Source organism: Streptosporangium sandarakinum, assembly GCF_013409935.1.
In the GTDB taxonomy this organism is placed as follows: domain Bacteria; phylum Actinomycetota; class Actinomycetes; order Streptosporangiales; family Streptosporangiaceae; genus Streptosporangium; species Streptosporangium nondiastaticum.
In genome coordinates, this window is sequence record NZ_JACCCO010000001.1 from 2,182,363 (window position 1) to 2,194,739 (window position 12,377).

Below are 12,377 nucleotides of genomic sequence, written 5' to 3' on the forward strand. Positions count from 1 at the left end.
ACGGGTTACCGGCCCGGCTCCGGGTCGCGCGGCAGGCCGAGCATCCGCTCACCGATGATGTTGAGCTGCACCTCGGTGGTGCCGCCGTAGATCGTCATCGCCCGGGTGGCGAGCACGGCGCGGTTCCAGTAGCCGGCGTCGCCGAGCTTCATGTCCGCCGCGACCACCGCGGCCGTGCCGAGCAGGCCGACCGCGCACTCCGAGACGTGCTGGGCGTGCGAGGTGGACAGCAGCTTGCGCACCGAGGCGTCGGCGCCCGGCTCGGCGCCGGTGAGCTGCTTCAGCGTCACCCGCATGCCGAGGGCGCTGATCGAGTGGCCCTCGCAGACGACCCGGGCCACCTCCTGGCGCTCGGCGGAGGACAGCTCGCGGCCGAGCCGCCCGGCCAGGCCGAGCAGGTCGGGGACGGACGCTCCGGTGCCGCCGGACCCCGCCGACAGCGAGACCCGCTCGTTGGACAGCGTGTTGCGGGCGACCTTCCAGCCCTGGCCGACCTCGCCGACGACCAGCTCGTCCGGGACGAACACGTCGTCGAGGAAGACCTCGTTGAACAGGTTCTCGCCGGTCATCTCGGTCAGCGGACGGACGGTGACGCCCGGGGCCTTCATGTCGACGATGAAGTAGGTGATGCCCTCGTGCTTGGAGCCCTCGGAGGAGTTGCGGGCGATGCAGATGCCCCACTCGGCGACGTGGGCCACGGAGGTCCAGATCTTCTGGCCGTTGAGCCGCCAGCCGCCCTCGACCTTCTCGGCCTTCATCTGCAGCGAGGCGAGGTCGGAGCCGGCGCCCGGCTCGGAGAAGAGCTGGCACCAGATCATCTCGCCGCTCAGCGTGGGCGGCAGGAAGCGCTCCTGCTGCTCGGGCGTGCCGTACGCGACGATCGACGGCACCACCCAGGCGCCGATGATCATCTGGGGCGGCTTGACCCGGGCGGCCTTGAGTTCCTGGAGGATCAGCACCTGCTCAAGAGGCTTGGCGTCGCGGCCCCAGGGGCGGGGAAGGTGCGGCATGACGAACCCGGCCCCGGCCAGGGCCCGCTTCTGCTCCTTGCCCTCCAGCGCGGCGATCTGGGCGATCTCGGCGCGGATCTCCTCGCGCAGCGCCGCCGACTCCTCCGGCAGCTCGATCTCCATCTCCCGGCTCACGCCGGAGAGCGCGAGCCCGGCGACCCGCTCGGCCCACTCGGACGAGGGGCCGAGCAGCGCGCGCAGGGTCAGCGCGCGGCGGTAGTAGAGGTGGGCGTCGTGCTCGAAGGTGTAGCCGATGCCGCCGAAGATCTGGATGGCGTCCTTGGCGCACTGCACGGCGGCGTCGGGCGCGACGACCCCGGCGATCGCGGCCGTGTAGGCGGCCGCCGCGGCGCCGTTCCCCTCCCCGGCGGCGGCCTCGGCCGCGGCGCGGGTGGCGTCCCAGACCGTGGCGCGGGCCTGCTCCAGCGCGACGAGCATCCGGGCGGCCTTGTGCTTGACGCCCTGGAACTGGCCGATCGGGCGGCCGAACTGCACACGCACCTTGGCGTACTCGGCGGCGGCGCGCACGCACCATGCCGCGACGCCCGCGGCCTCCGCACCGAGGACGATCGCCGCGAGGTCGCGGACCGCGGCGCCGGTGAGGCCGTCCAGCACCCGCCCGGCCGGCACGGTCACCCCCGCCGGCTCGACCCTGGCCACCCCGCGGGTGAGGTCGAGGGAGGCGACCGGCGTCACGGTCACCGCGGAGGCGTCCAGCGCCACCCACTCCTCCTCGTCCCGGCCGGTGTCCACTGGGAGCACCAGGACGTCGGCGAGCGCGCCGCCCAGGACCGTCTCGGCGACGCCGGTGACGGTGAGCGTCCCGGCGTCGTCGCGGGTGCCGGTGAGGGCGGCGCCGAGCGCGACCGCGCCGGTCAGCGTGCCGTCGGCGAGGCCGGGCAGCAGCTCGGCGCGGGCCTTGCCGTCGGAGGCGAGGATCGTGGCGGCGGCGAGGACGGTGGGGACGTACGGGCCGGGGGCGGCCTTCTCGCCGAGGGCCTCGACCGCGACGGCGGCCTCCAGCAGGCCGTAGCCGCTGCCGCCGTACTCCTCCGGGAGGTGCAGGCCGAGCAGGCCCTGATCGGCGAGGGCGGACCAGAAGGCGGGGCGCTCCCCGTCCCCCGCCGCGACGGCGGCGCGCACGACCTCGGGGCGGATGTTCCGCTCGGCCCAGCCGGTCACCGACTCGCGGAGCGCCTCGTGCTCCTCACTCAACCCGATCGCCATGGCAGCCTCCAGACACGATTCACTGCCAGAACCATATTCTAGAAGTTGCTTCCATCACAACGGCCGGGCACTGGCCATCAGGGGTGCGATGTCCGCCCAGAGCTCCTTGCGCGAGTCGGGCACGGTCACGAAGAGCATCGCGGGCTTGCGGCGGCCGACGTCCAGTACGGTGACCGCCGCCTGGGAGGTGTGCTTCTTGCCGTTCAGCACGTAGGTCACGCGGTAGCCGAGCGTCCAGCCCTTGCCGCCGGCCGCCTTCTGCGAGGCCGTCCAGGCGATCTTCCCGCCCGGCGGGTGGTGGGTGGCGGCCGTCCACTTCACCGCCTGCATCGCCGCCGTCCGCAGGGCGGGGTAGGTCTTCGGGGCGGTGGCCGGGGTCGCGCCGGGGAGCATCCCGGAGCCGACGACCGTGCGCGGCAGCCGCGCCGCGCCGACCTGCTGGCCGACCGAGAAGGGCGGCACGACCGCGGCCTTCCAGGGCCTGCCGAGCTTGGCGTAGGTGATGTCCGCCGTGGCGTCGCTCACCGAGCCGACCACCCCGCTGGGCGTGCCGGGCAGCGCCGCCAGCGCCTTCATCTTGGGCCGGCCGGGCAGTGTGATCGTGGGGGCGGCCTTCGCGGGGGGCGCGGCGGCGCCCTCCGGCCGGGGCTGCGCGCTCCGCTCGGGGGGCTCGTCCCCGGAGAACAGGACGAAGACCAGCACGACCGCGACGGCGGTGAGGAGGGCGGCGACGATGCTGTAGACGGCCCGCAGCGACAGCCCGCCGCGCCGCGGCGGCCCGGCGGGCGAGGCCCCGGACGGCGGGGGCGGCGCCGGCGGCTCCGTCCGCCCGGCCGGCTCACCCGCGGGCGACGGCCGCTCCGGCGCGGGGAACGCTCCAGCCGGGTCGATCTTCGGGACCAGCAGGGTCTCCTCGCCGTCCCCGATGGGGAACCGGCGGGGCACCCGGGTGCCGATCATCGTGCCGTCCTCGGCCTGGACCGCGGGCATGGGCGCCGTGGGCGCCTCGTACGACGGGATGTATCTCTCGTGAGAACGCCCGGAGGAGTCACCGTCAACGTCCGCCATGGTCGTCAGGCTACGTCACGGGACCCGGAACGATGAACCCAGACCTGATCAAAACCTCGGCAGGGTACCGCCGCCGGTGTCCGGGAAGATATCCCTGCATGGGGGGATCGACATCGCGGGCCGCGCTGCTGATGGCCGTCGCCGTGGCGCTCGCGGGCTGCGGCGGGAACGGCGGGACGGGGCTGACCGGCTCCGTCTCCGACTCGGTCTCCGGCTCGGCCGGCGGCCCGCCCGCCGTCACGGCCGGCAGACTCCCCGGCTCCCCGACCGGCACGCCGCCCGGCCCCGGGGCGCCGGTCTCACCGCAGTCGCTCCAGGCGGCCTACGAGCAGGTCATCGCCAAGGTGCTGCCGTCGATCGTGCAGATCACCACGGGGGAGGGCCTCGGCTCCGGGGTCGTCTACGACGCCGCCGGGCACATCGTGACCAACGCCCACGTGGTCGGCCGGGCCAGGCGCTTCCAGGTGACGCTCGCCAGCGGTGGCCCGCCCCGGCCGGCCAGGCTGATCAGCACCTTCGAGCTGGGCGACCTGGCCGTGATCAAGGTGGACGACCCCAGGGGGCTGCGGCCGGCCGCGTTCGGCGCCTCCAGCCGCCTGCGGGTCGGCCAGTTCGTCCTGGCCATGGGCAACCCGCTGGGCCTGTCCGGCAGCGTCACCGACGGGATCGTCTCCGCGCTGGGCCGTACGGTCACCGAGCCCGCCGAGGGCGAGGGCCCCGCCGCGACGATCACCAACGCCATCCAGACGTCGGCCGCGATCAACCCGGGCAACAGCGGCGGAGCACTGGTCGACCTCGCGGGGAAGGTCATCGGCATCCCCACCCTCACCGCCGTCAACCCCGAACTGGGCGGCGGCCAGGCGGCCGGCATCGGCTTCGCGATCCCCTCCGACACCGCCGTGGACATCACCCGGCAGATCATCGAGAAGGGCCGGGTCGTCAACACCCGCCGGGCCGCCCTCGGCGTCACCGTGCAGACCGTGATCGGCTCCGACGGCCTGCCCGTGGGCACCGGCGTCGTACGGGTCACCCCCGGCGGCGGCGCGGCGCGGGCGGGGATCAAGGCGGGCGACCTGATCGTCTCCGTCAACGGCACCGCCACCCCGACGACGCAGGCCCTCTCGGAGGTCCTCGCCGACCTCGATCCCGGCGACCGGGCCCGGGTGGAGCTGCGCCGCTCGAACGGCTCCACCGCCACCGTCACGGTGACCCTGAGCGAACTCCCCAGCGGCGGCTGACCCGCGCGGGAAAGCGGCTGACCCGCGCGGGAAACACGAGAAGCCGCCCACGCCGGCACGGCGAAGGCGGCGAAGGCGGCGAAGGCGGCTCCACCCGAGGGCTCCGCCAGGGGGCGACGACCCGTCCGGGGATTTTCCCGGCCACGACGAAGAAGCCCGCCGGGGCGAGTGCTACTCGCCCCGGCGGGCTTCTTCATGGGGTGGTGGAGGTGGCGGGAATCGAACCCGCGTCCTTCAGCTCCAAGACAGGGCTTCTCCGGGTGCAGCCCGCTGTGCTTTTCTCAGCCCCGGCGATCACGCAGGCAAGTCGCCGACGGGCTCAGCCACTGTTAGATTTCCCGATCTCCCCCGTGGCCGGGTCGATCGGTTGAGCCTCCTAGCGATGCCGGATCCGGGCCGGAGGCGCTCCCGGGCCGGCAGAGGTCACTCGCTGCTTAGGCGGCGAGGGCCAGGTTGCCCTGGCTGACCTCGGAGTGCGTCTTATTGGCACTTGTTGGTCGCGGTCACAGTGTTAACGAGGTTATGTCCGCAGTCCTCGACCCGCTTCCCCTGACTTGCAAAGCCAAAGTCGAAACCAGTCACCCCCCTGTTGAGTTGTCAACCCGGCCTCGAAAGGCGGGCGATCCGAAGATACCCGTAACAACACCGTCCATGCCAACCTGATTCCCGCCCGGGAGCCCTTCCGGGCGGGAAAATCCGGAAATCCCGGGGGCGCGGGCGTCGCGCCGCGCGCCCCCGGGATCGACCGGCAGGGTCGAGCCGGTCCGGACGGCGGGGCCTCCCCGAGACGAGGACCCGGCGCCGTCACAGCGACCGGGCCCGCAACCCCCCAAGCGGTGCCCGGTCATCTGGAAGGACGCAGCGCGGGCACCCCATGGTTGCTCGGGGCGACGAGATTGTCACCGGGAGTGCGCACGAGGCCGGCGAGGCGCCCGGTTCCGTCTCCGCCCGGACGGGTCACGGCTCCGTCCGGCGGGGATCGGTCACAGGCCCGCGCGCAGCCCCCGGAAGAACCGGCCGGCGACGGTCGCCCCGGCGGCGGGGTCGGTGCTCTCCATCAGCACCGCCACGGCCGTGTCCCCCTGCCAGCCGACGAACCACGCCAGGGGCTTGCGGCCGCGGACGGCGGTGGCGGTGACGCCGTACACCGGGTCGCCCGGGGCCGCGGCGGCGGCGGCCGAACCCGAGGTCACCCCGGCCCGCATGAGCGTCCTGAGGGTGGCGACCGTCCTGTCGTCGAGCTTGATCTGCGCGGGCGGCGTCACCGGCTTGGTCTCGGCCGACGGGTCGGGCTCCTTGGGGTCGGTGACCAGGACGGGCGGGTGCCAGGTGCCCGTGGGAGAGGCGACCGCCCCCGCCACCAGGGCCATGGTCAGCGGGCTGACCAGCACGTTCTGGCCCGCGATGGCCCGCGCCGTGGCCGCGTCCCCCTTCAGGGGCCGCATCGAGCCGCTGAAGGTCGAAAGCGGCAGGTTCCAGTGCGTGCCCAGGCCGAACTTCGCCGCGCCGGCCGCCAGCTCGGCGCCGTCCACCTTGCGGGCCAGCGAGGTCAGCGCCGTCACGCAGCCGGTGGCGAAGGCGCCCTGGACGGTGGGCGTGCTCGGAGCGGGCGGCCCGGACTGGCGGAAGCGGGCGCCGCCGACGCTCCGCTCCGCGGGGCAGGCGAGCTTCTGCTTGAAGTTCGTCCCCGCCTTGATCAGCCCCTCGACTGCCATGAGCGAGAAGGCCGAGCCCGGGTGGAACCGCCCGGCCAGGGCGTCCTTCTCCTGGTGGTACTCCTTGGTGGCGCCGACGGCCCGCACCTCGCCGGTGGAGGCCTGCACCGCGACCAGCATGCCGGGCGTGACGCCGAGCAGCGCGTCGTCCGCCGCCTTCTGGACGCCGCGGTCGAGGGTGGTGCGCACCGGCGAGGTGGGGCGCCCCTCCCACTTGTGCAGCTCGGCCACCTTCTTCGTCGTCTTGACGTCCAGCGTGATCACGCTGGTCTCGGTCGAGCCGGTGAGGTACTCCTGGTACGCCTTCTGCAGCCCGGTGCGGCCGACCGTGTCGCCCGCCCGCTGGGGGCCGCCGAGCTGCTGCTGGAGGTCGGCGGTGACCGCGGAGACGATGCCCACGATCTGCTTGGGCGAGTCGGGCGCCAGAGGCTGCGGGTCCTTGGCGATGGTGATGCCGGGGATGGCCTTCAGCTGGGACTCCAGCTGCGCGTAGCGCCTGCCGCCGAAGGTGGCCAGCGGAACGGCCGCGTCCGGCCGGGCCGACCGGATCCGGCTCAGCAGACGGTCCTGCGGGAATCCGGTGACCTTGGCCAGCCGCTCGCAGACCTCGGACGGATTCTTCAGCTCGGCCGGTGTGACGTTCGCCACGTAGAGCGTGGTCTCCTGCTGGAGGGGCTCACCGGTGCGGTCCTGGATCGGGTTGCGCCCCTGGGGCTTGATGTCCACCGCGAACCGCTGGCCCTCGTGCAGCTCGGGGTGCAGGACGCTGGGCGACCAGTGCACCTTCCACTGGCCGTTCACCAGGCGCAGCGGCAGCTTCCCGTCGTACTCCCACAGGGGGTTGTTCTCCCCCAGGTCGACCTCTGCCGCGAAGTCGGCCTCGGCCTGCTCGTCCCGGTCGCCCTGCCCGCCGCGCAGGCCGGTCAGCCGGAAGCGGAACGAGGCCGCGTCGAGCTGGACCTTGGCGTCCTCCAGGGCCCTGCGGACCACCTTCTCGTCGCCGTCGGTGCGCCTGGCGGCGGCGGCGTAGTCACCCGTCTGCCAGCCGACCAGGAAGTCGCGGACCGCCTCGTGGGCCGACGGCTCCTCAAGGCACGCCGACAGCAGGGGTGCGGTCGCGACCAGCGTGAGCGCCGCGGCGACGGCGCGCCGAGCCTTCCCCGTCACAGTTACCTGTTCCTGTGCCTGAGCGCGCGGGCCATCTCCCGCTTGGCCTGCTGCTCGGCCAGCGTCTGCCGCTTGTCCCAGTCCTTCTTGCCCTTCGCGAGGCCAATCTCGATCTTGGCCTTGCCGTCCTTGAAGTACAGCGCGAGCGGCACCAGGGTGAGGCCGCCCTCCTTGGTCTTGGCGGCGAGCTTGTCGAGCTCCTTGCGGTGGAGCAGCAGCTTGCGGGTACGGCGCGCCGCGTGGTTGGTCCACGTCCCCATCGTGTACTCGGGGATGTGGACGTTGATCAGCCAGGCCTCGCCGTCCTTGATCGTGGCGTACCCGTCGACGAGGGACGCCCGCCCCAGGCGGAGCGACTTGACCTCGGTGCCCTGCAGCACGAGGCCGGCCTCGAAGGTCTCCTCGATGTGGTAGTCGTGCCAGGCACGCTTGTTCTGGGCGATGGCCTTCCGCCCGGTCTCACGTGGCATGCTTCGAGCCTACCGGTGCCCGGGACGGCCTACCGCGCCCGAGATCGCGCGCATGTCCGGCACGAGGGTCATCGAGGCGTCACACCCGCAGGTAGCGGCGGAGCGTGACGAACGACGCCAGGATACAGATCACCACACCGAAGATCAGCGTGATGAGGATGACCTTGGTCACGGTCTCCCAGGTGAGCACGGTGTTGGCGAGGTAGACCTGCACCTTGTCGAAGAGGAACACCTTGCTGACCATCAGCAGCACCCCGGACATCACACCGCCGATCAGGCCGGCGATGACGCCCTCCATGACGAACGGCAACTGGATGTAGATGTTGGACGCGCCCACCAGCCGCATGATCCCGGTCTCGCGCCTGCGGTTGTAGGCCGACAGCCGGACGGTGTTGCCGATCAGCAGCGTGGCCGCGAAGACCAGGATGATGGCGACCACCAAGGCGGCCCAGCGGAGGCTCTCCAGCAGGGCGAAGAACTTCTCCAGGATCTCCTTCTGGTTGACCACGTTGGAGACGCCGGGGGCTCCCTTGAGCTGCTCGATCACCGCGGTGTAGGTGTCCGGGTCCTTGAGCTTCACCCGGAACGACTCCGGCATGTCCTCGGCCCGGATCGCCGACAGCAGCACGGTGTTGCCGGAGTTCGTCGTCTTGAAGACCTCGTAGGCGTGCGCGGAGTCCTCAAAGGAGACCGACTCGACCTGCGGCATCGCCTTGATCTGCTGGGAGAGGGCGGCCTGCTCCTGGGCGTTCACCCCGCCGCTGCCCTTGCACGCCGGGAAGGGGTCGTTCTTCTTGCACAGGAAGACCGAGACCTCGACCTTGTCCGACCAGAAGTCCTTCATGGTGGAGATCTGGGAGTTGATCATCAGGCCGACGCCCAGCAGGGCCATGCCGATCGCCACTGTCACGATCACCGCGACGGTCATCGTGAGGTTACGCCGGAGGCCGATCCAGACCTCGGAGAAGATGAAGTTTGCCCGCATGCTCTTCCTGTCGCTGCTGCCGGTACTGGTGTGTCAGTACGCCTGGCCGTACACGCCACGCGACTGGTCTCGGACGATCTTGCCGTCCTCCAGTTCCACTACGCGTTTGCGCATGGAGTCGACGATGGCCGCGTCGTGCGTGGCCATGACGACGGTGGTGCCCGTCCGGTTGATCCGGTCGAGCACCTTCATGATGCCGATGCTCGTGGCCGGGTCGATGTTTCCGGTGGGCTCGTCGGCCAGGAGGATCATCGGCCGGTTGACGAACGCGCGGGCCATCGCGACCCGCTGCTGCTCACCGCCGGACAGCTCGTCGGGCATCCGGTGGGCCTTGCCCTCCAGGCCGACGAGCTCGACGACCTCGGGCACGACCTTACGGATGAACCGCCGCGGCTTGCCGATCACTTCGAGGGCGAACGCGACGTTCTCGTACACGTTCTTGTTCGGCAGGAGCCGGAAGTCCTGGAACACGCAGCCGATCCGGCGGCGCAGGTGCGGCACCTTGAAGTTGGACAACCGGGAGAGGTCCTTGCCGGCGACCTGGATCACCCCGGAGTCGGGGCGCTCCTCCTTGAGGACCAGGCGCAGGAAGGTGGACTTCCCCGACCCGGAGGGGCCGACGAGGAACACGAACTCACCCTTGTCGACATCGACGCTGACGTGGTCCAGCGCGGGCCGGTTCTGGTTCGCGTAGACCTTGGTGACATTATCAAAATGGATCACGGGCGCATCACGGCATGCCAGTCTAGGGGGTAGGACGGTCGAGGTAGTGGCGGAGCTTCGCCTTCGCCTCTCGCCGGCCGGGGGGCGCCGGTCTTTACCGAGGATCGACGTTCCGGTGGCCGGAGCCCAGTCTAGGGGGAAGACCGGCCTGGAAAGTCCATAACGGAAACAAAACGATTCGGCCGCCCGGTAACGACCGCATAAAGTGGTTCTGAAGGCTAGAAGGAGGACGTATGAGCTGTGAAGACTTGGTCTGCGCGCGGTGCGCGCACCCTGTCGCCGAGGGCCGCTGTCCTCAGTGCCGCGCCGCTCGCGAGCGGATGCACCACCACGGCCTGGACGGCATGGCGGCCACGATGGTGCTGCTGGCGCTGGTCGCCCTGCTCCTGCTGTCCCTGGCCCTGAACCACCTCACCGGGGCCTGAGAAGGCCCCTGGCGGGCGCCGGACGGCGCCCCGGCGCCCGGCCGCCGTACGACGGTCCGCCCGGACGCCCGGCGGCGTCATCCGGCCGTCACTCCGCGCCCGACTCCTGGCGGCGCGTCCAGCGGATCTCCGCCTCGATGAACTGGTCGAGGTCGCCGTCGAGCACCGCGGCCGGGTTGCCGGCCTCCGAGCCCGTGCGGAGGTCCTTGACGATCTGGTAGGGGTGCAGCACGTAGTTGCGGATCTGGGTGCCCCACGACGTCGTCGACTCGCCGCGCAGCTCGTTCAGCGCCGCGGCCTCCTCCTGCCGCTTGCGCTCCAGAAGCTTGGACTGCAGGACCGCCATGGCGGTGGCCTTGTTCTGCAGCTGCGAGCGCTCGTTCTGGCAGGAGACGACGATCCCGGTGGGCAGGTGGGTCAGGCGGACCGCCGAGTCGGTGGTGTTGACGCCCTGGCCGCCGGGCCCCGAGGAACGGTAGACGTCGACGCGCAGGTCGTCCTCGTTGATGTCGATGTGGTCGGTCGTCTCGACCACCGGCACCACGTCCACGCCCGCGAAGGAGGTCTGGCGGCGGCCCTGGTTGTCGAACGGGCTGATCCGCACCAGGCGGTGGGTGCCGTGCTCGCCGCGGAGCGTGCCGTACGCGTAGGGGGCCTTGACGGTGAAGGTGGCCGACTTTATACCGGCCTCCTCGGCGTAGGAGGTCTCGTAGACCTCCGTCGGGTAACCCTTGCGCTCGGCCCAGCGGAGGTACATCCGCAGGAGCATCTGCGCCCAGTCGGCGGCGTCGACGCCACCGGCCTGGGAGTTGATCGTGACGACGGCCTCGCGGGCGTCGTACTCGCCCGACAGGAGGGTGCGCACCTCCAGGGCGCCGATGTCGCTCTTGAGCGACTCCAGCTCGCGGTCGGCCTCGGCGCGGGTCTCCTCGTCGTCCTCGGCGGCGGCGAGCTCGTACAGGACCCCCAGGTCCTCCAGGCGGCGCCCCAGCGACTCGATCCTGTTGACCTCGCCCTGGAGGTAGGAGAGCCTGCTGGTGACCTGCTGGGCCCGCTCCTGGTCGTTCCACAGGTCGGGCGCGGCGGCCTGCTCCCCGAGCTCCTCGATCTGCTTGCGCATCACGCCGAGGTCGAGGACGTCCTGGATGCTGGCGAGCGTGCCGGTAAGCTCGTTGATCTCTTCGGCCGGATCGATGACTGCCACGTCTGTAAAGGGTACGCGACCACCGAACCCCGTTGGGTACGGCTCGCACCCCGCCGGTGGCTAGCATGGGCGCGCGAGGGGGGACCACGAGGAGGCGGGCAGTTGCGGGCACATCGGAGACGCGGGCCGCTCGCGCTCGCCCTCGCGCTGGTGACCTGCGCCGCGGCCTGCTCCGGCCCCGGGGACCAGACGCCGCTCAAGGGCGGGATGCCGCCCGGCTCGACCCCCACCTCCGCCTCCCTGGCCAAGCCCCCGGTCACCCTTGAGGAGGCGGACGACGCCCTGGAGGGTGTCCTGGACGCCGAGGGCGTGCTGAGCGGCGCCACGCCGCACCTGGCCGCCGACCGCAGGAACATGCTGGCGCAGACCTGCGAGGCGCAGCAGGCCCTCAGCTCCGCCGCGTTCAACGTCTCCCCCGACGCGCCGCCCCACCACACCTGGGGCCGGCCGAGGCTGCTGGTCCCCCGCGTCCAGCGGGCGCCGTACTGGTTCGCCGCGGTGGTGAGCCGCGAGGACTCCGCGGGCGGCTCCCGCACCGCCGTGCTGACCCTGACCGAGCGCGACGACAGGTGGTGCGTCAGCTCCACCGCGCTGCTGGAGCCGGGCGAGAAGATCCCGGAGATCGCCAGGGACGCCGAGGGTTACGCCACCGCGCTGGACCAGGACGACCGGTCCGTGGAGATCAGCCCGCGGCTGATGGCGCCGCTGCACGCGACCGCCGCGGAGCAGGGCAACCAGGGGATCGCGGCCGGGCTGATCGAGAAGGGCCGGCGCACCACCGGCTACGCCGAGGAGATCGCGACCGAGCGGAAGAAGTACAAGGCCGACGACTGCCAGGCCTACGACTCGATCTTCGGCGCGAGCGGCTACCCGGTGCGCGCGCTGCGCACCGCCGACGGCGGGGCCATGGTCGTGTACTCGCTGGTCAGGACCGACACCCTGACGAACAAGGTCCCGCCCTGCGCGATGATCAGGGTGCCGAGGCACCTGAAGCCGCTGGTCTCCGGCTCGGACCTGCCGGTCAAGGAGCTGCGGATCGTGGAGACGCAGCCCTACGTCAGCGTCGTCCCGCGCCGCAACGCCCACGTCCCGGCGCGGGTCATCGCCTACCTCGGCGCCGTCACCAAGGTCTTCGGCACCTGACC

The 12,377-nt window shown here is 71.7% G+C and carries 10 protein-coding genes and 1 other RNA gene; 3 read left to right on the forward strand and 8 right to left on the reverse strand.

The window, feature by feature from the left end:
• Positions 1 to 5: 5 nt before the first annotated feature.
• Together HDA43_RS09620 and HDA43_RS09625 are read right to left on the reverse strand one after the other, a co-directional pair.
• On the reverse strand, positions 6 to 2,237 hold the full coding sequence (locus tag HDA43_RS09620; protein ID WP_179819385.1) for an acyl-CoA dehydrogenase family protein: 2,232 nt from the start codon (positions 2,235 to 2,237) through the stop codon (positions 6 to 8).
• 54 nt (positions 2,238 to 2,291) lie between these two features.
• Positions 2,292 to 3,305 (reverse strand): hypothetical protein, encoded by a 1,014-nt coding sequence (locus tag HDA43_RS09625; RefSeq protein ID WP_179819386.1) that lies wholly within the window; start codon positions 3,303 to 3,305, stop codon positions 2,292 to 2,294.
• Between the two features lie 98 nt (positions 3,306 to 3,403).
• On the opposite strand from HDA43_RS09625, the gene HDA43_RS09630 reads away from it, so the two are divergent.
• Positions 3,404 to 4,543, forward strand: coding sequence for a S1C family serine protease (locus HDA43_RS09630; RefSeq protein ID WP_179819387.1), 1,140 nt, complete (start codon positions 3,404 to 3,406; stop codon positions 4,541 to 4,543).
• 201 nt (positions 4,544 to 4,744) lie between these two features.
• Here HDA43_RS09630 and ssrA read toward each other — a convergent pair.
• From ssrA to ftsE, 5 genes are all read right to left on the reverse strand, one after another.
• Positions 4,745 to 5,129, reverse strand: a transfer-messenger RNA (tmRNA) gene (gene ssrA, locus HDA43_RS09635).
• Between the two features lie 397 nt (positions 5,130 to 5,526).
• The gene (locus HDA43_RS09640) at positions 5,527 to 7,425 is read right to left on the reverse strand and encodes a penicillin-binding transpeptidase domain-containing protein (protein ID WP_179819388.1); all 1,899 of its coding nucleotides are present in this window, start codon (positions 7,423 to 7,425) and stop codon (positions 5,527 to 5,529) included.
• A gap of 2 nt (positions 7,426 to 7,427) precedes the next feature.
• Entirely contained in the window at positions 7,428 to 7,895 is a 468-nt protein-coding gene (gene smpB / locus HDA43_RS09645; RefSeq protein ID WP_179819389.1) for an SsrA-binding protein SmpB, read from the reverse strand.
• Positions 7,896 to 7,974: 79 nt separating this feature from the next.
• A complete protein-coding gene (ftsX, locus tag HDA43_RS09650) occupies positions 7,975 to 8,880 on the reverse strand; it encodes a permease-like cell division protein FtsX (RefSeq protein ID WP_179819390.1) in 906 nt (301 codons plus the stop codon).
• Positions 8,881 to 8,913: 33 nt separating this feature from the next.
• A complete protein-coding gene (gene ftsE, locus HDA43_RS09655; RefSeq protein ID WP_179819391.1) occupies positions 8,914 to 9,603 on the reverse strand; it encodes a cell division ATP-binding protein FtsE in 690 nt (229 codons plus the stop codon).
• A 233-nt stretch (positions 9,604 to 9,836) separates the two neighbouring features.
• Here ftsE and HDA43_RS09660 point away from each other — a divergent pair, with 233 nt between their 5' ends.
• On the forward strand, positions 9,837 to 10,028 hold the full coding sequence (locus tag HDA43_RS09660; protein ID WP_179819392.1) for a hypothetical protein: 192 nt from the start codon (positions 9,837 to 9,839) through the stop codon (positions 10,026 to 10,028).
• Between the two features lie 88 nt (positions 10,029 to 10,116).
• On the opposite strand, the gene prfB is transcribed toward HDA43_RS09660, so the two are convergent.
• Positions 10,117 to 11,232: a peptide chain release factor 2 gene (prfB, locus tag HDA43_RS09665; RefSeq protein WP_179819393.1), complete on the reverse strand. Its 1,116-nt coding sequence runs from the start codon at positions 11,230 to 11,232 to the stop codon at positions 10,117 to 10,119.
• A 102-nt stretch (positions 11,233 to 11,334) separates the two neighbouring features.
• On the opposite strand from prfB, the gene HDA43_RS09670 reads away from it, so the two are divergent.
• Positions 11,335 to 12,375, forward strand: a complete 1,041-nt coding sequence (locus tag HDA43_RS09670; RefSeq protein ID WP_179819394.1) for a DUF8094 domain-containing protein — start codon at positions 11,335 to 11,337, stop codon at positions 12,373 to 12,375.
• The last annotated feature ends 2 nt before the right edge of the window (positions 12,376 to 12,377 follow it).

Bases quoted from the DNA above. Each gene is read 5' to 3' on its own strand.
- HDA43_RS09620 (WP_179819385.1), bottom strand. From the start codon at position 2,237: ATGGCGATCGGGTTGAGTGAGGAGCACGAGGCGCTCCGCGAGTCGGTG.
- HDA43_RS09625 (WP_179819386.1), bottom strand. From the start codon at position 3,305: ATGGCGGACGTTGACGGTGACTCCTCCGGGCGTTCTCACGAGAGATAC.
- HDA43_RS09630 (WP_179819387.1), top strand. From the start codon at position 3,404: ATGGGGGGATCGACATCGCGGGCCGCGCTGCTGATGGCCGTCGCCGTG.
- smpB (WP_179819389.1), bottom strand. From the start codon at position 7,895: ATGCCACGTGAGACCGGGCGGAAGGCCATCGCCCAGAACAAGCGTGCC.
- ftsX (WP_179819390.1), bottom strand. From the start codon at position 8,880: ATGCGGGCAAACTTCATCTTCTCCGAGGTCTGGATCGGCCTCCGGCGT.
- HDA43_RS09660 (WP_179819392.1), top strand. From the start codon at position 9,837: ATGAGCTGTGAAGACTTGGTCTGCGCGCGGTGCGCGCACCCTGTCGCC.